Origin of the sequence: Clostridium sp., from assembly GCF_050717635.1 — a bacterium.
In the GTDB taxonomy this organism is placed as follows: Bacteria; Bacillota; Clostridia; order Clostridiales; family Clostridiaceae; genus Clostridium_AD.
Genome location: NZ_JBOITO010000042.1, coordinates 1 through 26,213 on the forward strand (window position 1 = coordinate 1; position 26,213 = coordinate 26,213).

The window sequence follows — 26,213 nt, forward strand, 5'->3', positions numbered from 1 at the left end:
CCTTCCCATACCGAACAGGTAGGTTAAGCTTCAATGCGCCAATGGTACTGCAAGGGTGACCTTGTGGGAGAGTAGGTTGTCGCCAGGTAATATAAAAAACCGCTAAGTTTAGACTTAGCGGTTTTTTCTTCGTTAATATAGGATAGATGATTGGATGTTATTATATTCACTAATAAAATATAAGAAATGAGATGATCAAATGGATAAAGATTATAAGTTAAGCAGCGAGTTGCTAAAAGCAATTAGTATGTTAAAGTTTAAAGATTTAACAGAGGTGCAGAGAAAGGTTATACCGGCTGTACTCGCTCAAAAGGATATAGTAGTAAAGTCACCAACCGGAAGTGGTAAAACTGCAGCATTTGCTATTCCTATTTGTGAACTGGTAGATTGGGAAGAAAATAAACCTCAAGCATTAGTGCTTACACCAACAAGAGAACTTGCTATTCAAGTCAAAGAAGATATATTTAATATAGGTAGATTTAAAAGGCTTAAAGTAGCCGCAATATATGGTAAGTCTCCTTTCTATGATCAAAAAAAGGAACTTAAACAAAAGACACATGTTGTAGTAGGAACACCTGGTCGTGTTATAGATCACATGGAGAAAGGTACAATTGATACTTCAAACATAAAATATCTTGTAATAGATGAAGCTGATGAAATGCTTAATATGGGATTTGTAGAACAAATAGAAACAATAATAAACGGCTTACCTAAAGAACGCGTGACGGTTTTATTGTCAGCTACAATGCCTAGAGACATAGAGACTTTACGTAACCAATACATGAAAAAGCCTATACATATTGAAATAGAGGAAGCAAATAAAGCTGAAGATAATATATTACAAGAGAGATATACTGTGAATGAACCAGATAAAATGAAACTATTAAGAGATATAACAGTAGTAGAAAACCCTGATAGTTGTATTATATTCTGCAATACAAAACTAAAGGTAGATGAAGTTTATGATGAGATGGCGAGTCTCCAGTATACTTGTAAGGAAATACATGGTGGAATGGAACAAAGTGATAGATTAAGAGTAATGAATGATTTTAAAAAGGGGTATTTTAGATATCTAGTGGCTACAGATGTTGCAGCTAGAGGAATAGACATAGATAACATTACACTAGTAATTAATTATGATATACCGGAAGACAAGGAAAGTTATGTTCATAGGATAGGAAGGACTGGGCGCATAGGAAAATTAGGTCATGCAATAACTTTCGTTTCTCAGAATGAAAATAGGTTTTTAAATGATATACATAAATTTATAGGAAAAGAGATTATTTTAAAGGAAAGACCTTCAGTAGAAATTGTAAATAATTCCAAAATAGAATTTGTTGAGAAAATGAACAAAATGCCACAAATTAAAGAAACTAAAGGCGCTGAGCTAAGTAAAGAAATTATTAAACTACATATTAATGCTGGTAAAAAGACAAAGATGAGGGCGGTAGATATCGTAGGTACACTTTGCAGTATTATTGGTATGACAAAGGATGATATAGGAATCATCAATATAGTTGACGTATCTACCTTTGTAGAAATACTAAATAATAAAGGCGAGTTGGTGTATCAGCAGTTACAAAGCACACCAATTAAAGGGAGACTTAGAACGGTAAGTAAAGCAAATATATAAAGGTTATATTATGAAAGAAAGCCAACCTGTAAAAGTTTTTACAGGTTGGTTTTCTTTGAAGAGATTATTTAACATCTAAGGTTGTGTTTCCTATGCCATATACACTTTCCCAATCGTTTGTAAATTGATCCACGCTCCAATCAGTAAGAGGATGATTAATCATTGCATCTAATATCTCTGGATTCACAGTTACAGAGTGTCCACCTGCAAGAGCTACATTGTGTACCTGTTGTACGTTTTTAAAAGAAGCAGCTAAAACTTTAGAATCTATGTCATATTGCTCAAACAATTGAACTATTTGAGCTACTACATCTACTCCGTCACCACTAATATTATCTATTCTATTAACATAAGGAGCAACAAAGGAAGCTCCAGCCACAGCTGCCATAAGAGCTTGCTGAGCTGTGAAAATTGCTGTAGCAGTTGTTTTTGTACCCTTTTGTTTCAGTATTTTCATTGCCTTTATTCCTTCAGGTATAACTGGAATCTTAACATAAAGATTTCCACCGATTACGCTATTTAAATATTCTGCTTCTTCTACCATTTTTTCAGCAGTTAAGCTAACAGCTTGAACATGAAGCATTGACTCATTACCTATAATTTTTCTGATACCCTTTAAAATATCTAAAAAGTCTTTGTTTTCTTTGGAAATGATTGTTGGATTAGTAGTAACACCAGCCATAGGGTAAAAGTTGTAAGCCCTTTCTATAGCCTCTAAATTTGCAGTATCAATTATATATAACATAATTATCTCTCCCTTACTTTATAATAATTTTATTTTAAATTCACTTAAGCATTTTTTAATTCCATCTGTTGACTCTGAGAATTTTAGGCCATAGCTTTTAATTTTATCAGTACATAACCTTACATCTCTAGTATGTTCTTTATATTTTTCTGTGTCGGCTTCTAATAATTCATTTATTCTATGTTCTAAACCCACTTCTTTAAATATTAAGGAGCATATATCATAACGGCTTAAACTATTATGACTTCCAACATGATAAGTACCATAAGGAATTTCAAATATCATTGGGAATTGGTCTACAACTTCATGAACATAAGTTAGGCCTCTATACTCGTTTGTTGTAACCTTTATTCTTTTGCCTTGTAAAATATCACTTAGGGTACCCCAAAGTATATTAGGGGACATACCACAATTTCGCTCAGGAACACCAAATAGCCAAGTGAATCTTATAACCCAAAGTTCATCTAACACTTCTTTTAATAAGCCTTCAGCTTCAAGTTTATTCCTTCCATACATTGTATTAGGGAAAGGAGTAGATTCTTCTGTATATGGACCACTTTCCATATTGCCATTAAAAACTTGTTCAGTACTAAGAAATATCATTTTTGCCTGTACTTGTTTGCAAGCTTTTGCTACGTTTAAAGCTCCTGTAACATTAATTTTATATGCAAGGTCTGGATTTTTATCGCAAAATTTTGTATTTGCTTTAGCAGCTGCATGAATAACATAGTTAGGATTAAAGTTTTTAATAGTTTCAGCTACCTTTTTTTCATCAGTAATATCAAGGAAGGATGAACTTGCTGAGAGAATTTCATATGTGTTTTTATATTTTTCAGTAAATCGTGTACAAAAAAAACCATTTCCACCTGTTAATAATATTTTTTTCATTTTAACACCTCATCTTTTGAATTTTCAATTTTCTAATTACACCCCCCCAACTACCACATTAAGACCATTATATCTCATTTCATTTGCTGTTTGCTCTATGGCTTCATGGGAAGGAATGTCTATATCTATAAGTTTATAGTCTATATTTAACAATTTATATTTATTGCTTCCATACTGATGAAAAGGTAGAAGGTGAATCTCGGTCAGGTTTAAACTTTTAACAAATATAATTATCTCTTTTATATTTTCATAATCCATGGTATACCTTGAATGAGAGGTACTCTTGGTATAACCTTTTTATTCATGTAAACCAAGGTTTTAATGTTATTTTTTATTAGATTTATATGTGCTCCAAGTATTACTTTAGATTTCTCTTCATCCATTATTTTAAGATCAAATAAGATTAAATCTAAATATGTTGCTAGTTCAATAAGGATTTGGGTATTCTCTTGGCCACTAGTTTCTATTGCAGTATTTATACCTAAACTTTTTAGCTTCATAAAAGCATATAAAAAATCACATAATTTATGAATTCCTTCTTCGCCTTCTAAAGTTTTAGGACTGAATTTAACATTTAATAGGCTTCCATTTGTTGTTAAGTAGTTATCTAATTTACTTACGCTTTTGAGCACTGCAGTAGGACCAAGAACATCCCGACCTACCATAGGGGACAACCCACCATCTGCAAGTTGTTCACCAGACTTACGTCCATCAGGAGTTGCACCTACAGCTTTTCCAAGGGGGATATGAGCAGATACGGTATAAGAACCAGGTACAAAAGTTCCACCTCTAGGAGTTACGTGTTTTTCTACTGCTTTTGCGTAATATCTAAGAATTTCTGCACCAAGGTTATCTACTTCATCATTGTCATTCCCAAATTTATCATACTTATTAATCAAGCGAACTCTAAGTTTTTTATTTTCTACGCCCTCAAAATTACACTCTAGAGCCTTTGTTAGAACACTCAACGAAACTCTTTTTTCGTCATAAACAATCTTCTTTAGAGCATAAAGAGAATCGCTTAAATTCGCGATACCAATACCTTGAACACCAGAAAAATTGTATTTTGCACCACCATAGGTTATATCTTTACCAGTTTCTAGACAATTATTGATGCTTCATAGAAACCACTTTCTGGGTGATTTCTAGATAGTAATAACGTTTCATTAATTATCTGACCTAAGCCACTGTTTAATAATTTCTCAAAATTCTGAATTATATGCCCTTGACCTTTATCAGTTTGATTGAGCTTGAAAATATCTAAATCCACAGGAATGCGAACTTCGGGAGTAAGTCTTTAAGGGATTTACCGGTCCAATAAGGATAAAGAACTTCTCTATAGTTTTTTTTATCTTCCTCTGATATAAAGAAAGAATCTTGTGGTCTACTCTCTAATGTATCCAGTTCATCATTAATTCAGTATGGATCCATTTCAGGAGAAATGATTCCACTCCTAGGCTTTGGAGTTCTATTACCAACTATAAGTTCTTCATCTCTTATAGATATTTCTACATTCTTTAAAATGTGTGTGGTTGCTTTCGCTCGTCTAATAATTGAACTTTGGCCTTCAGTTTCTTTATAGCTTTCTGTATACAATAGAGCTATTTCAAGGGATACTTCTCTTTTGTTTTCGAAGAGTTCACTTTTAAGTTTTGAATTCTATTATTAGTCAAATTACTTACCTCCTTTGTAAAGAATATTTGGTTATTTTTTTATGATACCATAGTCTATTATGATTCCTTATTAATTATTGTTTTCTATCATTGTTTATTGTTTGCTCTTATTGTATAATGGAAGTAAGAATAATTCAATGCTTATTATAATAATATTTAATTGTTTTTTTAGACAAAGGAATAGAAAGGTTCATATTAAATGATTTAAGAATCTGATAAAAAAATAATAGTTTGCTATACATTATATATGTACACATTCTATAAGGTAAGGTGGAGATACTTTGTTTGCAGAGGAAAGAATCGAAAAAATTATTGATAAGTTAAATGAAAATCAAAAGGTAGTCGTAAAGGATCTAAGTAAAAGTTTCAATGTAACAGAGGATTGTATAAGAAAAGATTTGAAAATCTTAGAAAAGCAAGGAATACTTAAAAGAACTTATGGAGGTGGAGTATTAATTAGACAGGCAGCTCCACATAATGATATTTTAATTAGAAAGAATATTAATTTAGAGGGTAAACAAAAAATTGCAGAAAAGGCTTTTGAACTTATACAACAAAGTGAAACAATTTTTTTAGATATATCATCCACCAATATACTTATTGCTGAGAAAATTGCAAAAGGTAATAAAAAACTATTAGTTATAACTAATATGATAGATACTATTAAAATCTTTTCAAATTGCGGACATGTAGATGTAATAAGTACTGGAGGGGTATATGATAAAGAATTAAATGGATTTGTAGGGTCAACAGCTATAGAGATTATATCTAGGCACAAAGTAAATAGGGCATTTATAGGAAGCTGTGGAGTAAATATGTTTGATAAAAGTGTTACAACGTTCGATGTGGAAGATGGTAATACTAAAAAAGCTATTATTCATTCTGGAAAAAAAGTTTATCTAGTGATGGAAAATAAAAAATTCCAATATGATGGAACATATAAATTTGCAGATATATATGATATAGATGCAATTATTGTAGATGAAAAGCCGGATGAAAAAATCTGTATGGAGCTAGAAAAAGTAAACATAGATTTGATTTAAAAAGTAGTGAAGAGGGAGCAATAAAGTTTATTGCTCTTTTTTATTTTAAGTATAGGTTAATAAATGAAATATAATCTCCACATCATTGAGTGATGTCGTAAAAAAAACTAATCAACTAATTGATAAAGTTGTGGTACATGTAAACAGTCTAAAATAGAATAGAATTTTAATAAAAGGATATTTTTGAATTAGACAATTCGAAGATACCCTTTTATTGAAAGAATTTTAATTTCATAATTTTCTTTTGCTTGTAAAGCTCTTTGTCTGCAGCTTGAATTAATTGGTCGAAACTAAGCAATTTGTCAGGAGAATAAACTGAAAATCCTAAACTAATAGATAACTTATATGGTTTTTTAGCAATGGCGTTATATTTGTCAAAATTAAATTTAATATTTTGTAAAATCCCATTAATTTCATCTTCAGTAGATTTATTTGCTGCGATTATGGTAAATTCATCGCCACCAATACGAGAGACAATATCATCTGGTCCAAAGGATTCCTTAAGTAGAAGTGCTGCCGTTAAAATAGCTTCATCACCTTCTTTATGACCATAAGTATCATTAATTTTCTTTAAGCCATCCAAGTCTCCAAAACACATAACAGCTTTACCACCAGTAATAGCAGCTGCTTTATATAAGCTGCCTCCGTGCATATAAAATCCTCTTCTATTGAAGATACCTGTTAATTCATCAATTACATAATTGTTTTTTAATTCCCCATTACGCTTTTCTAGTTCAATAACAGCTAAATTCAATTGATCTTCTGCTTTTATACGTTCATCAAATAGCATTTGAATTTTTAGTGTATTACTAATCTGCTCCCTAAAGGTTTCATAAACAAATTCATCCAATGCATTCATATCCCAGGCAATATATCCAAAATAGTAATCACCTGTAACTAAAGGAAAGAAAATTAGCTCATTTCTTTTTCCACTGCCCATAAACTGGGGTGGTAATATGTCTTGTGTATCCAAATATTGAGTATTAGCTAGCTTACCCTCATTATATCCTAAAATTAAATTAGCCTTGCCCGGTAATTTAAAATTCTTGTGGAACAAACTAGTTACAGGAATATCATAAATACATAAATAACATTGTTTAATTTCATACCAGGACATGGCAGATATAATAACTTTAGTTAATTTCTCAAGGTTTGGTATAGTATTAAATTCTCTCAATATATCACGTGTACCTATATACATTCTTTTAAAATTAAAGTGTTTTATGGACTCTCTTTTATTGATAATGTCTCCTATTAAAACACTAGCCAAATAAGAGATTTCTTCTACTACCCTTAAAAGCTCATAATTTTTCATATGAGAAAATATAAAATTACGAATAGCATAAAGTGCCTCATTCCATAAATAATTGTGTTTATTTAATATGTAGGAATCAAATAAAACATCTTTAAATCTTTCTAAAAATTCTCCTTCTGTTTTTTTAGCTTTCATATCTCTTATAAATGCATTTGCTAAATTAATAATTTTTGTGTTGTCTTCTAATATCTTTGACTCGGGTATCCCAAGTGACCTTAGTATTAAATTTACTATAGAAGATCGGTTTGTGATTAAGTAATTTTCAAGTTCTTCACAATCACTATAATACATAGTATCCTGACTTAACCCATGGGGTAATATTAATGGTGCTTTATTTTTTATAATATTGTAACAGCCACAGGACTCTCGTATTATTAACTTTCCTTTTAAAGAGGTACATTGTGGTACCGAATTTCCATCTAAAATTGAAACTATATATTTAGCAGCTAGTGAAGCCATTTCAAAAATAGGTTGCTCAATAGTAGTAAAAGAGGGAGAGAAAGATCTTACTGATTCTACATTATCAAACCCAGTTAATGCTATATCTTTTCCAACTTCAATTCCCATGTGTTTTAAACGGTAAAATACTTCGATTGCCATTTCATCGTTTGAAACTGCAATAACCTGTGGCCTTCTATTTCTATGCACCATAAGCTCATTTACAGCCTTAGCTGCTGATAATTCATGGAAATCTCCTTCAACAATTAACTCATCATCAATAGGTATGTTATGTTCTCTTAAAGCGTCCTTATATCCTTCGAACCTCATAACTGATTCAGCATTTAAAGAAGTCCCCGTAATAAAAGCTATTTCAGAATAATTATGATGCTCTATTAAATGGTTAACCATTAAATGCATACATTCTCTGTTGTCAAAAATTATGCTAGGAATATCTTTAATATCTATGCCAATACTTACTATGGGGATAGATCTATAGCGTTCTAAAAATTTAATGAATTTATTAATTCCAATATAATTAAGCAATAAGCCTGGACATATAATTAATCCATCTAGTTTATTTGTATTAACTAAATCGTAAATAACATTCTGATTTGATTCATCCCTATTAGGAGACTCAAGAGCTCCACCTGCAAAAAAAAGTACATCAAAATCTCTTTCTTTAGCAATTTTTTTTATTCCTTTACAAACAGGTGACTGGTAGAAGCCATCAAAAGAGTTAATTAAAACGCCTATTATTTTCCTTCTATTTTGGAATAAATTGTTCATCTTTACATAACCCCCTAATGGATTTCTAATAATTTGAAAATTATATTAATTTTATCATTAAATACTACATTATGGCAAGCAAATATCGTAAAAGCAATCATATATTTTCAGTGTTTTTCTAAAATAAATGAATTTTTTTCAAAAATATACGTCTAACTAACGAACTTGGAAATAATGGGGAGAAAATTGGGTTTTAGCTAATATGCAGAATAATAGGAATATTACAATTAATACCCTCAAAATCTTGACAGGTTGCAATGTAAAAGATATACTATAGAAGAATTATGTCGATTTTTACGTTGAATTGTAAAAATATTGAATATATTTAATAACTTTTGTAGGAGGGTTACTCATGAAAAAAACAAATGAAAAACCAAAAAGAGAACAGTGGAGTTCAAAAACCGGATTTATTCTTGCTGCTGCAGGGTCTGCTGTGGGTCTTGGTAATCTTTGGAAGTTTCCTTATACGGCAGGTAGCAATGGTGGAGGAGCTTTTGTAGTTGTTTATATTGTGATGCTTTTTTTAGTAGGTTTTACTTTAATGATGGCGGAGCTTGTACTGGGTAGACATACACAGCTAAGTGCAGTAGGTGCTTATAGGAAAGTTAAGAAAAAATGGGCATGGGTTGGATTTATAGGAGTAGGGGCATCATTTTTAATATTAACATTCTATAGTGTTATTGGTGGATGGGTATTAAAGTATATCGTTACAGCATTTTCAGGTGGATTTAATACAACAGACCTTGGAGCCCTTGAAGGTATATTTACGACCTTCATAGGAAGCCCAGTTCAGCCAATTATTTACCATGGTATATTTATGGCATTAACATTATTTATAGTTATGGGTGGTATTAGCGGTGGTATCGAAAAGTTTAGTAAGATTTTAATGCCGGCATTATTTATAATGATGGTTGTAATTATGATTAGATCTGTTACACTTCCAGGTGCTATGGAAGGTGTTGAATTTCTATTAAAACCAGATTTTTCTAAAATCGATGGCTCTGTTATATTAGCAGCGGCAGGACAGGTATTCTTTTCTCTAAGTCTTGGTATGGGCGTTATTATTGCATACGGTAGTTACCTTTCAAAAGATGAAAATCTTGTAGAAAGTGCTTTTTATATTCCATTGATTGATACTATAATAGCGCTACTTGCTGGACTTACAATTCTACCAGCAGTATTTGCACTTGGCTTTGACCCAGCTGGTGGACCTGGACTTCTTTTCATAACATTACCAGGTGTATTTGCTAAGATGCCTTTAGGATCCTTCTTTGCTATATTATTCTTCGTATTAGTTTTATTTGCTGCTATTACTTCTTCAATTTCACTATTAGAGTCTGCGGTGGCAGTATGTATTGACGAATTTAGATGGAAACGTAAAACTGCAACAATTGGACTTGCAATTCTTGCTTTCCTTATTGGTGTACCTTCTTCATTAGCTAATGGACCGGTTATGTCAGATATGGTATTTATTAAGGGTCTTAACTTTTTTGACTCGATGAGCTACATGGCAGAAAGTATCCTTCTGCCACTGGCAGGGTTACTGCTATCTATATTCATAGGATGGGTATGGGGTGTAGACAAAGCAATAGCAGAGGCTACCAATGATGGAAAGGTAAAGTTTTCTCTCGCCTTCATTTGGGGATTCCTTATTAAATGGGTAGTGCCTGTTGCTATATTTGTAATTTTATTACAAAGCACTGGCATATTAGATTGGATTTTAGCTAGTGTAAAATAGATAGTGTTAATTTTGAATATAATAAATCCAACCTGTAAAAACTTTTACAGGTTGGATTTTTTTAGCAATAAGTACATGCTCATTATATACTATTAAATTTTACTTGGTAAGTAATTTGACTAAAAAGTCATAGATAATATCGGCTGTTTTTTTTATAGAACTTATGGTAGCATATTCATCAGGACCATGAATATGTTCACCTTCAGCACCAAAAATAATTATAGGCACATTTAAGTTTGAACCTAAGTGGTTAAAATCACCTATGCATTGAAAATAAGAGATGCTTGCGTCTAAGCCAGAAACATTCTTTATTGAGTCTAAGAAGGCAGCAACAAAGCAATTTTGCCGTGGCACTATATATGGCAAATAGCCTGGGCTACCGGCTGAAGGGGTATCTCTAAAAGTGATTTTATAAGTGCTTTTAATATTTGTTTTTTTAATTGAGCTAACTATATAACTCTCTATCTTTTCTTCATCCTCTCCTATGACAACGTGCCAAAACAGTCTGACTTTAGCATAATCCGGAACACTGCAAGCACCACCATTACTTTCTATAGCAATGACACATGCAACACCTTTTCCTAAAGACAATCCTTCAACACAATCGATTTTTTCTAATTCACATATGAATTTTGAGGCATCAACCGCTGCATTGATACCCGATGTTGGTAGCGCTGCATGACAAGCTTTACCGAAGAATTCAACCTCAAGACCATATCCACCTCTTGCTCCAAGAGATACATCTGGAAAAGAACGATTATTGAACCCTGCGCTTGGCTCAGTACTTATTATAAAATCCACGTTTTTAAGTAATCCTTCTTCAATTAATGCATTTGTTCCAAGGCCGTAAGGGCCTTCTTCATCAGAAACAAATGTTGCAATAATCTTTCCGTTAAATTCTTTGTAAAGTCCATTAAACTTTCTGAGAGCAAGCATAGAAGCACAACAACCGGATTTCATATCAAGAGCACCAAGTCCGTAAATTTTATCACCCTCTAAAAGCCCACTATAGGGGTCTTTAGACCACCCACTACAAAGATTAACAGTATCTAAGTGGCAATTTATACATATAATAGGACCATCATGCTGACCAGTAATTTCACAGATAACATTTTTGCCCATGAAATTAGTTGTTTTTGATTCATGATATAAATGAAGGAACGCTTTCATTTGATTAGTTATGAACCATTGGTAGGTAAAATCCATAATGTTATCTTCAAAAAAATAGGGGCTTGGTATGTAGATCAATTCTTTCATTAATTTAATTGTTTCAAGTGTTGTGATTTCGTCATAGGATGTGGTGTCTTCAGTTATTTTGGCCATACAGAAGTCTCCATAAAATTGCTTTCAATATATGGTATGTTGAAACAATGAAAATAAAACTAAAAGTTGTCTATTTTTACGTTGTGTGTAGCATTATTGCATATGAGGCTAATAAACCCCTATCAGCTAAGCTAATGGAGATAATATCTTATATCTAAAGATATACTAAGATTTACATATAGACACGAAAGTAATATAATAGACGGTATGGGTTTAAAAAAAGGAGGTGCATTATTATTAATATAAATGCATTTATAAGTTTAGGTACAGCATTAATTGTAGGTGTTATATTTGGTAAAATAGTAAATAAATTTAAAATACCATCTGTTGCTGGGTACATAATTGCAGGGTTAATTCTTGGAGTTTCAGGATTTAATATTGTTAACCCTGATATGATAAATAAGCTATCATTTGTTAGTGATTTTGCATTAGCTATTATTGCTTTTAAAATCGGAAGTGAACTTGAAGTATCAGTTATTAAAAAACTAGGTAAGTCTATTTTCATTATTGCAACATGTGAAGCTCTAGGGGCTTTTTTCTTAGTTACAATCGCAATGTATTTTTTAACACATAGTATAGCGATTGCTTTAATACTTGGTGCGGTAGCATCTGCAACTGCCCCAGCTGCTACAGTAATGGTTTTAAAGGAATGTAAAGCTAAGGGGCCATTAACTAGTACACTACTTGGAGTTGTGGCCGTGGATGATGCAATCTGTCTTATGATATACTCTGTGGCATCGTCTATAGCAAAGGTTTTTATAAAACATCAACAAATAACAATTTTTAAGGTTCTTGTACATCCAATAGCAGAAATTGTATTATCACTTGGATTAGGTTGTGTTTTAGGAATAGCGCTATGTTATTTACTTGCCAACTGTCGCAATAAAGAAGAAGATCTTGGCTTTGTAGCAGGAACATTATTATTATTAATCGGTATATGTACAATATTTAATTTATCTTCTCTACTTGCAGCCATGACATTGGGTACAATAGTAGCTAATGTATCATCTTACAGTCGAAAAGCATTCTTTAATATAGATACTTTTTCGCCACCTATTATTGCTGCTTTCTTCATATTAGCGGGTTGTAGATTAGATATTGCACTATTACCACAAATAGGCTGGATAGGCGTTGGTTATTTCATTTTTAGGATGATTGGTAAAATCTCCGGTGCGTCGCTTGGTGCAACATTGTCAAAAGCACCTGAAACGGTTAAGAAGTATATAGGTTTTGGACTGCTTTCACAAGTCGGGGTTGCTATTGGTCTAGCTATAACAGTAAGTAAAGAATTTAGTGGTACGCCACTCGGTTCTACTGTAATAACAATACTTTTGGCTACTACAATTGTTACAGAGTTAGTTGGACCAATACTAACTAAAAATGTTATAATAAGAGCTAAGGAATCTAATATTTAATTAAGGAGAGATAACTTATGTATGCAGTGTTTATTATATTAAGTAACATTGACAAATTAGATGATATTTCTAAGGTGTTTTATGAAAATGGTTGTGGTGCCACAACTATAGATAGTCAGGGGCTTGGTAGTGTATTACTTGAAAGCAACATTGATATTCCAATTTTTGCAGGTATAAGAAGACTAGTTGAAGGAACTAAGCCCTTCAATAAAACTATTGTAAGCGTAATACGAGGTGAAACTAAACTTAGATCAGTTGTAGATACAATAAGCAAAGAATTTACAAGTGAACCTGACACTGGTGTTATGTTTGTAATGCCTATTTTAGAATGCTATGGATTTGATGAAGAGTATGATACACATTAGAAAGTAGCCAGACTATAAAAATAAAACATCCCATACATAAACCTTGGTTTATGTATGGGATGTTTTATTATTCTCTACTCTCTTTTTTCTAGACTTCCAACAAAGGCAATTATTTCACCAATATCTCTTGTATCTATAAAACTAATCTTGGCTTTTCCTGAAGGTATGAATAAGTCATCTCGCAGCTTAATATCTTCTGCATGCGTTGTGGATAAATTTTGCATGAAAAAACTAGGTTTTATAAAAGTGTAAGGTATTTCTGATTTTAGAATGGCTTTTTCAATTTTGTGATGTGGTGGAAAAGGATTTTTCTCTGCCCCCAGTAAAGATAAAAATACTATTTGTTCAACTCCAGCTTCTTTACATTTTTGAATAAAAGGTATAAATATTCCATTAACATCTGTAAGTTGTGGTGGTCTTACTAAAAACACCTTTTTAACACCATTTAGAGCAGTTTCATAGGTGTTTATATCTTGAAAATCAAAGTTAACATATTTTATGGAATCATCTTTCTAAATGCTTTTTTTTATGTTTCTTACGCCAGCTAGAAAGTCTTTATTTATACTTTTTAAATAGTCAACTACGTCACTTCCTACATTTCCCGTTATTCCTGTTAATAAAATTTTTTCAACCATTATTCTTTAGTCCCTTCATTTAATTTACAAATCATTTCTGTAAGTTTCTCAGCTTCTTCATTTGAATAAATTGAAAATATATCAATTGTTAATTCATCACTTACTGTTTTTATTTTATCAACTAGCTTATTATAATCTTTACATATTTCTAGGAAAGACGATCTTTTATCCTTTGGATTGGTAACCTTAAGCACTATACCTTTTTTCTCTAACCTATTTATAATCCCTGATATAGTTGGCCTGTCTGACCCTAGCCTTTGGGATATTTCTGCGGCAGTAATTGGCAACTCTGATGAATATATCTGAATTATAACTGAGAACTGCGCAGCGGTAATATCAAATTCCGTTAGTGCTTTGTCTAGTTTGTTTTTGAGATGTCTAGATGCCTTAATTATTAGGTAAGATAAGTTCTGCATATGGGCCTCCTTACATAATTAGTGTACTAACTATATAATTAGCATACTAACTTAAATTATATTTGTCAACAATTTATGCTATTTATATATTTTTAACAAAGTATATAACTCTCTGAAGCACTAAGGGGTTAAAACTGGTAAAAACTTAAGTAAATATAATACTTTACTTTATTTACAGTTAATGATATTATCTTCTAAAGAATAACTTTTCAAATAATAAAACAAATATATTATGTAAGTTATGGAAATTAAGATTATTATTGTACTTAAGAGAGCTGATGGCTTATGAGAATCAGTGTGTAATATAATCCCTCCGATTCCGTAATAGTAAGTTAAAAAACAAAGGGTTGTGTCCCTTATCGCACAATAAAGTGGTCGTATGTAAATATGACAAATCGAGTGGCACCGCGGGAGTTTAACTCTCGTCTCTATAGTTTTATAGAGACGAGAGTTTTTTTGTATAATAAAATATATTGACAGTACATTTAAAGTTAGCTACAACATAAAAAAATGAGGAGGTATAATAATATGTTAGATTTAAATTTAATAAGAGAAAACACGCAGGAGGTTACAGAGGCTCTTTCTAAGCGAATGGATAATATTGATTTCACTGAACTTCTTAAGTGGGACGAAGAAAGAAGAAAATTAATATATGAGATTGATATATTGAAAAATAAGAAAAATAAAGTGTCTAAAGAAATACCGGAACTTAAAAGAAGTGGTAAAAATATTGAGTGTTTATATTTAGAAATGAAAGAGGTTTCAAGTGAAATAAAGGTTTTTGAGGATAAACTAACTCCGCTTTTAGAAAAAATAAATACTTTCTTAGAAGCCTTACCTAATATACCAGATGATGATGTGGTGGCTGGAGGAAAGGAAAATAACGAGGTCGTACGAGAATGGGGCAAAAAACCTGAGTTTAATTTTGCTGCAAAGGATCATGTGGAGCTTGTAACAACACATAATTTAGTTGACTATGAAAGAGGAGTAAAGCTAGCTGGAAATGGTTTTTGGATTTACAAAGGTGATGGTGCTATTCTCGAATGGGCACTTCTTAATTATTTTATAGAAGAGCACATAAAAGATGGGTATGAATTCATTCTACCACCACATATTTTATCATACAAGTGTGGGCTTACGGCTGGTCAGTTTCCAAAATTCCAAGATGAAGTTTTTAAGGTTACTGATAATAAAATCAATGATAATAGTCAGTTTCTACTTCCAACTTCAGAAACTGCTTTGATTAATTTGCATAGAGATGAAATCCTAAAGGAAGAAGAGTTGCCGAAAAAGTATTTCTCATATACACCTTGTTATAGGGTGGAAGCAGGAAGTTATAGAGCATCAGAAAGAGGAATGATTAGAGGACATCAATTTAATAAGGTAGAAATGTTTCAATATACAAAGCCAGAAGATTCAGATGCTGCATTTTGTGAACTTTTAGGTAAGGCAGAAAAACTTGTACAGGGACTTGGGCTTCACTATCGGGTTAGTAAATTAGCTGCAAAAGATTGCAGCGCATCTATGGCAAGGACTTATGATATTGAAATATGGATTCCTAGTATGAATGAGTATAAAGAAGTAAGTTCTGCATCAAATGCTGGCGACTACCAGGCAAGACGCGGAATGATAAGATTTAAAAGAAATGATAGTAAAAAAATTGAGTATGTGCATACATTAAATGCATCTGGTTTAGCCACAAGTAGGTTACTTCCAGCAATAGTAGAGCAAATGCAACAAGAAGATGGGAGTATTATTGTTCCAGAAGTATTAAGAAAATGGGTAGGGAAAGATAAATTATAGTAAACTATACTAATGAATATTTATACTTGAAAATAGAAGAAAAATAGGTAATAATATATATAATATTAAAAAAGGAGGTGTATCCGATGAATTCATGGAAAATTGAAACTAAATGTTTACAGGAAGGTTATAAACCGGGCAATGGCTATCCACATGTTTTGCCAATATGCCAGAGCACTACCTATAGATACAAATCTACTGAGCAGGTAGCTAAGCTATTTGATTTAGAGGAAGCTGGACATATGTATTCTAGAATTAGTAACCCAACGGTAGAATGTTTAGAAAATAAAATTGCTGCACTTGAAGATGGAGTAGGTGCATTATGTACATCCTCAGGACAATCAGCAACACTGATTTCAATATTAAATATTTGTCAAAATGGAGACCATGTAGTTTCATCAAACTCAATATATGGTGGAACATTTAATTTGCTTGCAATGACTATTAAAAAAATGGGCATTGAGGTAACGTTTGTAGACCCTGACAGTGATGAAGAGGAGATTCAGAAGGCATTTAAAACTAATACCAAAGCAGTTTTCGGAGAGACAATTGCAAATCCTAAAATTAGTGTGCTTGATATAGAGAAGTTTGCACGCCTTGCGCATAAGAATGGAGTACCTTTTATAATTGATAGTACCTTTGCTACGCCAATACTTTGCAGACCTTTTGAGTTTGGTGCAGATATAGTGGTACATTCCACTACAAAATATATGGATGGACATGCTTCTAGTATAGGAGGAGTAATAGTAGATTCAGGTAATTTTGACTGGACGATGGGTAAATTCCCTGAGTTTACAGAGCCTGACCCCTCCTATCATGGCTTAGTTTATACAGAAGCCTTTGGAAAAGCGGCCTATATTTCAAAAGCTAGAGTTCAAATTATGAGAGACATGGGGAATTGCATGAGTCCTAACAATGCTTTTTTAACAAATTTAGGTATGGAGACTTTACATCTTAGGATGGAAAGACACTGTGAAAATGCTTTAAAAGTGGCAACCTTCCTTGAAGACTTAGAAAATGTACAATCAGTTAGTTACCCTTCACTACCAGGGGATAAATATAGCGCACTAGCAAAAAAATATTTACCAAAGGGGTCTAGTGGGGTTATTTCCTTTATTATAAAGGGTGGAAGAGAAGCGGCTGTGAAGTTTATGGATAAATTACAACTTGCCTCAATAGTTGTACATGTGGCAGATGTAAGAACCTTAGTATTACATCCTGCAAGCTCAACTCATAGGCAGATGAATGACAAACAACTTTCAGAGGCTGGTATTGAACCAGGTTTAATAAGATTTTCTGTGGGAATAGAAAATGTGGAAGATATAATAGAAGATATTAGGCAGGCCATTAAATAAAACTAATATTATATTAATAGAGATATTTTGAGGAGGGAACTATGGAATTTACTAAAATTCAAGGAGCAGGTAATGACTTTATAATAGTAAACAATATGAAACTTAAGTTGCCACTAAATAAGATCCCGTACATTGCTGCGAAGTTATGTAAGAGGAAAGTATCCTTAGGTGCAGATGGTTTTATAGTAGTTGACGCTTCTGAAAGTGATGCTGATTTTAAAATGCGTTTTTATAATTCTGATGGTAGTATCGGTGAGATGTGTGGTAATGGTGCAAGATGCATTGCTAGATATGCATATATGAATAATATTGCAGGAAAAAAAATGAAGTTTGAAACATTAGCCGGGTTAGTATCAGCAGAAATAATAAAGGGTAGACTTGTAAAGGTTCAACTTAATAGTCCAGGAATAATTAAACTTGATTCTGATGTTGAAATTGATGGTAAAAAATATGAGTGTTCATATATAGAACTTGGGAAGCCAGGAATTCCTCATGCTGTTGTAAAATACCCAGGTCTTCAAAACACGGAGGAAAGTGAATTATTTGATATTGGGAGAAAAATAAGATTTTATAAAGGTTTTCCTAAAGGAGCAAATGTAAACTTTTTTGATGTTTTAGACGATACGTCGGCAATTTTAAAAACATATGAAAGAGGAGTTGAAGATTTTACATTGGCATGTGGAACTGGCTCTGGGTCAACTGCAGTTGCTTTAGTACTAAAAGGGTATTTAAAGGGTAATAAAGTGAAAATTGTTTCACCTGGAGGGGAATTATTTATAGAAATGGAAAGATTAGAGGATAGTGTGGAAAAGTTATTCTTAATAGGGGATACCAATGTTATTGCAATTGGAAAAATAATGGATGAAAATTTAGAATACTAAACAATGAAAGGAAGTATTAAAATGAAAACAACCAAACAAAGCGTATGGAAAAACTATCGTTTTCCTATTATTTTGCTTTTATCTATTGTAATAGGTAGCATCATTGGTATTATTTTTGGTGAAAAAGCTATAGTACTTAAGCCTTTTGGAGATGTTTTTCTTAATTTAATGTTTACTGTTGTAACCCCTTTAGTATTTGTTACCATAGCTAGTGCAGTAGGAAATATGGTAAATATGAAAAGGTTAGGAAACATTATAAGTAATATGTTCTTAACCTTCGTTGTTACAGGAGTTATTGCTGGCTTTATCATTCTTATTATTGTTAAGGTATTTCCTCCGGCAGCTGGCGTTAATCTAGCATTGGATTCTACTATGAAGTTAGAAACAGTCAAATTTTCTGATCAAATTGTGAAGGCACTAACCGTAAATGATTTTAGTGGCCTACTTTCTCGCTCTAATATGTTGCCACTTATTGTATTTTCAATTATTTTTGGTTATTGTGTTAGCTCTCTTGGCGGTGAAAACAACATTATAGCCAGGGGTTTAGATGCTATGACCAAAGTTATGATGAAATTTGTTGGCATTATTATGTGGTATGCTCCGATTGGTCTAGGTGCTTATTTTGCAAGTCTCATTGGTGAGTTTGGCCCACAACTATTGGGTGCATATGCAAGAGCTATGGTTATCTACTATCCACTATGTATTGCATACTTTTTTATTGCATTTTATGGATATGCTTATTATGCTGGTGGAAAAGAGGGAGTAAAAACTTTCTTTAAAAACATTCTAGAACCTGCTATTACATCTATTGCAACACAGAGTTCTATTGCAAGTTTACCGGTAAACTTAGATGCTACTGAGCGTATGGGAGTTCCAAAGGACATTCGTGAGATTGTTCTACCTATCGGTGCAACCATGCATATGGACGGTACTGTTATCTCTTCTATATTAAAGATTTCATTTTTGTTTGGAATATTTGGACAAGAGTTTTCAGGAGTTGGAACATACGCTACAGCAATAGCGGTTTCAGTTCTTGGTGGTGTAGTTATGTCCGGTGTTCCAGGTGGTGGACTTATAGGTGAAATGTTAATTGTAAGTTTATTTGGATTTCCACCAGAAGCATTCCCAATTATTGCAACTATTGGCTTTCTTGTAGATCCTCCAGCAACTTGTATAAATTGTACTGGCGATGCTGTAACATCTATGATTGTTACACGACTAGTTGAAGGTAAAGATTGGATAAAAAAGAGTGCTCAAAATATATCATCCTCTACCAAGGACTAAGGGTTTATACAAAATTAATAAAAGGTATAGCAAAATTTTGCTATACCTTTTATAATAATTAATATATTTGTAAATCTTTTTTAGTAGATTTTATAATTTCTTTAGTTTTTGTTATCAATGTTAAAAATAAATCTTCATCTTCCTTAATATCCTGAGGATATGTTACAAACGCATTAGATAAATAGTAACCTTTTAGTTTAGGGTCCTTTAATTTTAATTCGTTAAAACAAGCATCTACTTTATCACTTATTTTGTCTTTGTTCTCTACACTAACAAAAGGAAATACACCTATAAAGTTTTGTGAAGAATAACGAATGAAAATATCTGTATCCCAAAAGATACTTTTCAAAATATCAAAAATATATTTTGAAACTTCATTATATTGGGTATCAATTTCATTTGAAAAAACTTTTACTGGTTTATAAAGAGTTGTCATCATAATAGTCACATTATATTTTCCCTTAGTAGCTTTTTTAAATTCTGATTGTATAAAGAAAGGTAAATTAAAAATCACCTTTTTCTCCATTAGATTATGAGAGGCACTTAAAAGTTTTAGAATCTTATTATTTAGTATTTCATTCTCAAATGGTTTAAGTATATAATCCGATATTCCTTCTGAAATACCTCTAATAAAAATATCTCTATTATTATTTGCAGTCATGATCATTATGGGCACTATTTCGTTTTTTTTTCTTAATCGCTTAATAATTTCAAATCCATCTTCATTTTTCAGATCGATATCCATTATAATAAGATCTGCACTATAGCCGTTTTGTGCTAGAACGTAAAAAAGTTCGGTAGAATTTGATGCTTCATATACAGTATAATGATTATTATTTAAAAGCAATTTCACCCTTGATGTTATTGATTTAACGTTATCTAAAATAAAAACCTTCAAGGTTTCGCTCATATCTAACTGCCCCCTATTTTATTGAATCTTATTCGAAAATTATAATTAATTATATCATAATATGTGTATAAAATCAGTACACATATTTTGTATTCATAAATAATACGTAATGCTTGAATGCTTTACTAAACTGGCATTTAATATATTACAATTTAGTAAAATATATATATATTTATACGATTACCGGTTTATGGTATAATAGCGTAAAGTAAGATTAAGGGGTGAGCCATGAAAAGTTATCGTAAATTTAATTTTGTAGTTACTATATTAATAGCATTGCTCCTTACAGGAACAATAGGGTATAAATATTTATTAGATGTTAGCATTGTAGACGCGTTGTACATGACGGTTATAACTATATCAACAGTAGGCTATGCAGAAGTGGCTACTATGAATGCAGAAGCTAAAATTTTCTCTATATTTATTATATTGTTTAGTTTAGGTACTGTTGGGTATTTATTTACAAGTATTGTATCTTCATTTTTAGAAGGAGATTTAAAAGATGCATGGAGGAGGCGACGTATGGAATTACAAATAACAAAGTTAAAAGATCATTATATAATATGTGGTGCAGGAGAAACATCACAAAACGCCATAAAGCAATTTAAAAGAAGTAATGTTCCTTTTATTGTAATTGATAATGAGGAAGAAAAAATAAATGAATTAATAGAAGATAAAATTCATGCTATTCTTGGAGATCCCACGGAGGAAGATGTATTAGACAAAGCAAGAATAAAGTATGCAAAGGGTCTTATATCTTGTTTGCCTAAGGATTCTGAAAATGTATATACAGTTTTAACCGCAAGAGAAATGAATAGTAATTTATATATTGTGTCTCGAGCTATAAATAAAAATGCAGAGGGTAGACTTAAAAAAGCAGGTGCAAACAATACAATTTCTCCTAATGAAATAGGAGGGACTAGAATGGCAGCCTTGATGCTTAGACCTACTGTTATTGCTTTTTTAGATATAATTACCCATGCTGGAGATGTAGTTTTGGACCTCGAAGATGTTGTGATTTGTGATAAATCCAATATATTAAATAAGAGCCTTCTTGAAATAAAAATCCCTGAAAAAACTGGGTTAATAGTTCTGGCCATTAAAAAGTATGATAGTGAAAAATTAGTCTTTAATCCTAGTTCTGATGATATTGTAAAATTAGGTGATACTATGGTAGTTCTAGGAACAGAAGAACAGGTAAATAAATTAAGAGAAATAGCTAATGATATAGGTCAAAGGCGCTTGAGTGTATAAATTATTTTTGCAATAGGAAGGGATATAATGAAAAAAAATATAAAAACAATTATATTGTCAATTTTAATTATGGTAACCATATTTATAATAGTAAAACGATACACTATACTATATTTAGAATTTAAAGATGTTAAATTTCCGACTAAAGAAAGTAGACTAATCGGGAATATGAGCACTCATAAATGGATTACCGTAAAACAATTATCTAAAAAATATAATATAAGTGAAGAAGATATTTTTAGTGGACTTGAAATTATTCCGGAAAATGGTGATGTGAATTTATGTATAGAAGGATTGAGTGAAAAATACAATAAATCATCAAAAGAACTTAGGGATAATTTAAAGAAACTTATAGAAAACAATAAAATCAAAGAAAAAAGTATAGAGGGTAATAAACATGAGTGAATTTAGTAACTTATTAATAGAAGGTTTTAGAAACTATAATATTTGGTTTTTAAGTATTATAATTGTACTCCAGTGTATAGGGATTCCAACAGGAGCGTCGCTACTTGTATTGGCATCTGGGGCTTTTGCTTATGCTGGTGAATTTAATGTGGTCATTCTTTTTTTACAAGTTTGGTTTTTCGCATGGCTTGGGGATAATATTGCATACATTATGTGGAAAGCTATTGGTGATAAAGCTTTAAATAGACATACTAAATTTAAAAAACATTTCCAACCTAAAATACTAAAGGCGGAAATTTACTTAATAAAACATGGGAGAATTTCAGTTTTTATTAGTAGATTTTTAATAGCAGCTATGGGACCATTTATAAATGCAGCAGCAGGAATTACAGGATATAGATTACGGACCTTTAGTATATACGTTGCTTTTGGTGAATTGTTTTGGACTTGTATATATTTAGGATTAGGATATTGGTTTGGCGATTCATGGGAAACTATAGTTCCTATAGTATCAGATTTTGGAAAGTTTATAACATATATATTAATTTTAATTATTATTTTATATTTTTTTATTAAAGCAATTAGTAATAATAAGGTAAAGGTTAGGAAATATATTAAGAAAAGAATTTAAAATATTTTATTTACACGTAAAAAAACTATGAGCATAATTCATTATGAATGAATTATGCTCATAGTTTTTTATGTTTTAACAAATTATTTTGAGTGGTGCAGATGACAGAACTATAAGTTAGTATAATTGCTTAACAGTCCTTTCACTTCATTTAGTAATTCTTCTTGAGATGGATTTTTAATCATACTATTATATTTGCAAGCTTTTTTGTAATTAGTTATTGCTAATCCTATTTGGCCTTCTACTAGCATAAGTAGAGCATATACACAATAAGCGGTGCTTTTTTGCCAAATGCAATCGATTTTTGAATAGAATTTAAGTGCAGTTAGAATATATTTTTTAGATAGATTGTGATTATTCACTTTGTAAAAGCACAATGCTGCATTTGTATAAAATATAGGAAGACCAACATTGGTGTTCTGATCTTTTAATACTTGAATAGCTTTTTCATAATACTTAATAGCGTCATAGTATTTTTCCTGAAGCCTTTTGCCTTCTCCGATATAATTATATGCAGCAGCTATATTAAGAGAAAAGTCATTTTTACTTGGACTGTTTAAAAAAATATAGATAGACTGCTTTAATATGGTTTCAGATAAAGTGTATTCCTTTAACATAATATAAAGATATCCTTTAAGGCGAAGTAATATAGGTAGCTCATCATTTAGGTCATAACAGTTTGTAATATCTATTGCCTTATCAATGTAGTATTTCATCATATTTTTGTCAAAGGTATTTATACAGTAATATATAATTAATTTATAGCATTTCAGTGTAAACTTATAATTGTTTAGCTTTATTGAAGTATCTATTAGTAAGGTTACTATTTTAAGTCCTTTAGTATAATTACCCTTTCTTATAAAATCTCTTGCAAGAATATAAGAAAACTCCATATCAATTTTCTGTATTTCACTGTTTTTATATTTATTACCTTTTTTAAATATTTCAATTTCATTTTTTATTACTGCAAGGTCTTTGCCTAATTGTTGTGGGGAAAAATAAGCAAAGTCATTTACAAGTATGTCACTACTACATAAAATTGGGAATACTTCCTGAGAAGTTTGGAGACATGTGCTTAAATTTTTAATTTTATATTCTAAAAACTTAATTTTATTATCACTTTTATTATAGTGATAAACAATTTTTGAGTATAAGTCAGTGTCTTCAATGTCATTATCTAAAGCTCCTTCAAGCATCTCTGCAATTAAACGATGATATATAACTCGCTGTGATTCAGTAAGTTCTTTATATAGGAAAAGAGACATCATCTCATTAGTAAATGAATAATAGATAGATTCTCTTTTTATTTCCTTTAAAAAATCTTTTTTTACAAGGTCACTTAATATATCAAGAAGATTAAGAGTATCACTATTATATAAATATTTAATTTCATCAAAATTTGCCATATCAAAAAATATAGAGATAATATTAAGTATTTTTCTTTCATCATTTGATATGTCAAAAAGCATTGTTTTTAGAAAGTTTATAGCTGTTAAAGGGACTTCATTAATATTTTCATTGTTTTTTAGCGCGTCTAATAATTGAGTTAACAAGAAAATGTTCCCTTGAGAATTTCTATATATTGTATTTTTCTCATATTCAGAAAAATGATGATTATTTAAATAATTACTTGAAAAATCAAAGGTTTCTTCTGGGGTTAATGGTATAATCTTTATTTCATGAGCAAGGTCATGAAGCTTTAAAAAGGTAAAAAATTTATCAAGATCATTATTGTAGCTAATTCTTGTATTCATCATGAATAATATGGAATAGTTACGTATTATTAAATTTTTAAGTATGTTAAGACTTTTATTATCAATCCATTGAATATCATCAAAATAAAAAATAAGTTTTGTGTTTTCACTAATAATATCTAAAATACCCGATAAAGCATTTTCAATAGCCATATAGTTTGTTTTATTGTTGTTGAGTAATGAGTTTTGATCTGCTCCAGTGCAGTTTACTAAATCTAAAAAAGGAAAAGTAGATGAAGTAACACTATTAAATCTGGCTGGAAGTATTATATTATGTTTAGATATATATTTATATATTTGCTCAAAGATTCTGTTCCATGGTTTTAAAAAATAGCTTGATTCTGATTGGTAACATTTAGTATTAAATGTAATGATTTTATCATTTTCTAGTGTGTTTAAGGCCTCATAAATAAGTTTACTTTTACCTATTCCACCTTGTCCTTTTAAAATAATAGATTTAGAAAAATTATCATCTATAAAATTTCTTAAATAGTCATCCAACTGTAAAATTTCTTTGTCTCTTTTATAAAAAAAACTACCTAAATTTTTCTCGGATGATGAAATTAAAAATTTCTTTTTTGTTATTTCCATATAAAGATTTGTTGTTTTTTCATTTGGACAAACTGAAAGTTCTTGTTTTAGTATTTTTTTTAAATCATTATACACTATCTCTGCTTTATCGTATTTGCCAAGTTTTGAAAATATTTTCATAAGATTTCTATATGCTTCTTCATCAAATTCATTTAAATTTATTATTTTTTTGCAATATTCTATGGCCAGTTCATCATTGCTATCAACCATATTGCATATCACAGCTTTGTGAAGGCTATTAGTGTAAACATCTCTATAATATTCTCTGTTTTGTAGCATCCATTCTTCAAAACCTTCCGCATCTTTAACGTTAAACCCCTCTAAAAAATCTCCATTATAAAGGTTTAGCGAGTTTTTGTTATTGTTCATAAAGTCAAATATATCACAAACAAAATGAATTTCTGGATTAACAAGTATTACTTCACGCTTCGGTGAAATGAAAACATTACAATTAATAGCTTTTTTTATAGAATAAAATGCATTCCTAAGATCCTTCTTTGCTGTAGTCTCACCAAAATCAGACCAAAAAAGATTTGTAAGTGTATCTCTTGATGCCTGCTTATTAATTAAAATATAGTAAAAGAGAGCTTCAGCCTTTTTAAAAGGAAAATGAATCTGAATATTATTCACTTTAACGCTGGGGGTTCCAAAAAGAGTTACATGTATTACTATTATAATAATCACCTACAAAAATTAGATTTTAATTTTGACCTTTTTTAGACGTAGCTATGATAAAATTTTATTAATGTAATTTTAAGTATTTGCAATATTTGAAATATTTAAAAAATCAACCTTACATTTATGGTCTTTAATAATAATATATAACTCTTTGAAAAGAATGTAAAGCATAGATTAATTCACATGATTTTTTTATTGCTTAATGTAAACGTTTTGGCATAAAATTTGAAATCTAATTTTTATTTCATAGG

General features: G+C 30.9%; 23 protein-coding genes, 1 rRNA gene and 1 pseudogene. 13 read left to right on the forward strand and 12 right to left on the reverse strand.

The window, feature by feature from the left end:
• Window positions 1–88: ribosomal RNA gene (rrf, locus tag ACREWB_RS21475) — 5S ribosomal RNA — on the forward strand; the annotation flags it as partial.
• 111 nt (window positions 89–199) lie between these two features.
• Window positions 200–1,633, forward strand: coding sequence for a DEAD/DEAH box helicase (locus ACREWB_RS21480; RefSeq protein WP_431549523.1), 1,434 nt, complete (start codon window positions 200–202; stop codon window positions 1,631–1,633).
• Window positions 1,634–1,697: 64 nt separating this feature from the next.
• On the opposite strand, the gene ACREWB_RS21485 is transcribed toward ACREWB_RS21480, so the two are convergent.
• From ACREWB_RS21485 to ACREWB_RS21505, 5 genes and pseudogenes are all read right to left on the reverse strand, one after another.
• On the reverse strand, window positions 1,698–2,378 hold the full coding sequence (locus ACREWB_RS21485) for a fructose-6-phosphate aldolase (RefSeq protein ID WP_431549524.1): 681 nt from the start codon (window positions 2,376–2,378) through the stop codon (window positions 1,698–1,700).
• Between the two features lie 18 nt (window positions 2,379–2,396).
• Window positions 2,397–3,266, reverse strand: a complete 870-nt coding sequence (locus ACREWB_RS21490; protein ID WP_431549525.1) for an SDR family oxidoreductase — start codon at window positions 3,264–3,266, stop codon at window positions 2,397–2,399.
• A gap of 36 nt (window positions 3,267–3,302) precedes the next feature.
• Window positions 3,303–3,524: a radical SAM family protein gene (locus ACREWB_RS21495; RefSeq protein WP_431549526.1), complete on the reverse strand. Its 222-nt coding sequence runs from the start codon at window positions 3,522–3,524 to the stop codon at window positions 3,303–3,305.
• On the reverse strand, window positions 3,506–4,381 hold the full coding sequence (locus tag ACREWB_RS21500; RefSeq protein WP_431549578.1) for a pyruvate formate lyase family protein: 876 nt from the start codon (window positions 4,379–4,381) through the stop codon (window positions 3,506–3,508). The genes ACREWB_RS21495 and ACREWB_RS21500 overlap by 19 nt, the downstream gene beginning before the upstream one ends.
• A 145-nt stretch (window positions 4,382–4,526) precedes the next feature.
• Window positions 4,527–4,904, reverse strand: a pseudogene (locus tag ACREWB_RS21505) (pyruvate formate lyase family protein); the annotation flags it as partial.
• 316 nt (window positions 4,905–5,220) lie between these two features.
• Here ACREWB_RS21505 and ACREWB_RS21510 point away from each other — a divergent pair.
• Window positions 5,221–5,982, forward strand: coding sequence for a DeoR/GlpR family DNA-binding transcription regulator (locus ACREWB_RS21510; RefSeq protein ID WP_431549527.1), 762 nt, complete (start codon window positions 5,221–5,223; stop codon window positions 5,980–5,982).
• A gap of 211 nt (window positions 5,983–6,193) precedes the next feature.
• On the opposite strand, the gene ACREWB_RS21515 is transcribed toward ACREWB_RS21510, so the two are convergent.
• Window positions 6,194–8,524 (reverse strand): GGDEF domain-containing protein, encoded by a 2,331-nt coding sequence (locus ACREWB_RS21515; protein WP_431549528.1) that lies wholly within the window; start codon window positions 8,522–8,524, stop codon window positions 6,194–6,196.
• Between the two features lie 352 nt (window positions 8,525–8,876).
• Between ACREWB_RS21515 and ACREWB_RS21520 the strand changes: the two genes are divergently transcribed.
• Window positions 8,877–10,262, forward strand: coding sequence for a sodium-dependent transporter (locus tag ACREWB_RS21520; protein WP_431549529.1), 1,386 nt, complete (start codon window positions 8,877–8,879; stop codon window positions 10,260–10,262).
• A 99-nt stretch (window positions 10,263–10,361) separates the two neighbouring features.
• Here the strand turns inward: ACREWB_RS21520 and ACREWB_RS21525 are convergent, their stop codons facing one another.
• A complete protein-coding gene (locus ACREWB_RS21525; protein WP_431549530.1) occupies window positions 10,362–11,585 on the reverse strand; it encodes a M20 family metallopeptidase in 1,224 nt (407 codons plus the stop codon).
• A gap of 287 nt (window positions 11,586–11,872) precedes the next feature.
• Between ACREWB_RS21525 and ACREWB_RS21530 the strand changes: the two genes are divergently transcribed.
• Together ACREWB_RS21530 and ACREWB_RS21535 are read left to right on the forward strand one after the other, a co-directional pair.
• Window positions 11,873–13,000 carry a cation:proton antiporter gene (locus tag ACREWB_RS21530; RefSeq protein WP_431549579.1) on the forward strand — a complete coding sequence of 376 codons (1,128 nt, stop codon included), beginning with the start codon at window positions 11,873–11,875 and terminating at the stop codon, window positions 12,998–13,000.
• 17 nt (window positions 13,001–13,017) lie between these two features.
• Window positions 13,018–13,365, forward strand: a complete 348-nt coding sequence (locus ACREWB_RS21535) for a hypothetical protein (protein ID WP_431549531.1) — start codon at window positions 13,018–13,020, stop codon at window positions 13,363–13,365.
• 74 nt (window positions 13,366–13,439) lie between these two features.
• On the opposite strand, the gene ACREWB_RS21540 is transcribed toward ACREWB_RS21535, so the two are convergent.
• From ACREWB_RS21540 to ACREWB_RS21550, 3 genes are read right to left on the reverse strand one after another with little or no spacing between them, the layout of a single operon-like run.
• Window positions 13,440–13,865 carry an NmrA family NAD(P)-binding protein gene (locus ACREWB_RS21540; protein WP_431549580.1) on the reverse strand — a complete coding sequence of 142 codons (426 nt, stop codon included), beginning with the start codon at window positions 13,863–13,865 and terminating at the stop codon, window positions 13,440–13,442.
• A 12-nt stretch (window positions 13,866–13,877) separates the two neighbouring features.
• A complete protein-coding gene (locus tag ACREWB_RS21545; protein ID WP_431549532.1) occupies window positions 13,878–14,000 on the reverse strand; it encodes a hypothetical protein in 123 nt (40 codons plus the stop codon).
• Window positions 14,000–14,416, reverse strand: coding sequence for a MarR family winged helix-turn-helix transcriptional regulator (locus ACREWB_RS21550; RefSeq protein ID WP_431549533.1), 417 nt, complete (start codon window positions 14,414–14,416; stop codon window positions 14,000–14,002). The genes ACREWB_RS21545 and ACREWB_RS21550 overlap by 1 nt, the downstream gene beginning before the upstream one ends.
• Before the next feature lie 528 nt (window positions 14,417–14,944).
• Here ACREWB_RS21550 and serS point away from each other — a divergent pair.
• The 4 genes from serS to ACREWB_RS21570 all read left to right on the forward strand — a co-directional run bounded on the left by serS (window position 14,945) and on the right by ACREWB_RS21570 (window position 19,739).
• A complete protein-coding gene (serS, locus tag ACREWB_RS21555; RefSeq protein WP_431549534.1) occupies window positions 14,945–16,219 on the forward strand; it encodes a serine--tRNA ligase in 1,275 nt (424 codons plus the stop codon).
• An 86-nt stretch (window positions 16,220–16,305) separates the two neighbouring features.
• On the forward strand, window positions 16,306–17,574 hold the full coding sequence (locus tag ACREWB_RS21560; protein ID WP_431549535.1) for an O-acetylhomoserine aminocarboxypropyltransferase/cysteine synthase family protein: 1,269 nt from the start codon (window positions 16,306–16,308) through the stop codon (window positions 17,572–17,574).
• Window positions 17,575–17,615: 41 nt separating this feature from the next.
• Window positions 17,616–18,455, forward strand: a complete 840-nt coding sequence (gene dapF, locus ACREWB_RS21565; RefSeq protein ID WP_431549536.1) for a diaminopimelate epimerase — start codon at window positions 17,616–17,618, stop codon at window positions 18,453–18,455.
• A gap of 21 nt (window positions 18,456–18,476) precedes the next feature.
• Window positions 18,477–19,739, forward strand: coding sequence for a dicarboxylate/amino acid:cation symporter (locus ACREWB_RS21570; RefSeq protein WP_431549537.1), 1,263 nt, complete (start codon window positions 18,477–18,479; stop codon window positions 19,737–19,739).
• Window positions 19,740–19,797: 58 nt separating this feature from the next.
• On the opposite strand, the gene ACREWB_RS21575 is transcribed toward ACREWB_RS21570, so the two are convergent.
• Window positions 19,798–20,649 (reverse strand): response regulator transcription factor, encoded by an 852-nt coding sequence (locus tag ACREWB_RS21575; RefSeq protein WP_431549538.1) that lies wholly within the window; start codon window positions 20,647–20,649, stop codon window positions 19,798–19,800.
• A 228-nt stretch (window positions 20,650–20,877) separates the two neighbouring features.
• On the opposite strand from ACREWB_RS21575, the gene ACREWB_RS21580 reads away from it, so the two are divergent.
• From ACREWB_RS21580 to ACREWB_RS21590, 3 genes are read left to right on the forward strand one after another with little or no spacing between them, the layout of a single operon-like run.
• Window positions 20,878–21,903 carry a potassium channel family protein gene (locus tag ACREWB_RS21580; protein ID WP_431549539.1) on the forward strand — a complete coding sequence of 342 codons (1,026 nt, stop codon included), beginning with the start codon at window positions 20,878–20,880 and terminating at the stop codon, window positions 21,901–21,903.
• Window positions 21,904–21,930: 27 nt separating this feature from the next.
• Entirely contained in the window at window positions 21,931–22,308 is a 378-nt protein-coding gene (locus ACREWB_RS21585; protein WP_431549540.1) for a hypothetical protein, read from the forward strand.
• Window positions 22,301–22,939: a DedA family protein gene (locus ACREWB_RS21590; protein ID WP_431549541.1), complete on the forward strand. Its 639-nt coding sequence runs from the start codon at window positions 22,301–22,303 to the stop codon at window positions 22,937–22,939. Before ACREWB_RS21585 ends, ACREWB_RS21590 begins: the two co-directional genes overlap by 8 nt.
• 110 nt (window positions 22,940–23,049) lie before the next feature.
• Here the strand turns inward: ACREWB_RS21590 and ACREWB_RS21595 are convergent, their stop codons facing one another.
• Complete coding sequence (locus ACREWB_RS21595; protein WP_431549542.1) at window positions 23,050–25,914, reverse strand: AAA family ATPase; 2,865 nt, start codon at window positions 25,912–25,914, stop codon at window positions 23,050–23,052.
• Window positions 25,915–26,213: the final 299 nt, after the last annotated feature.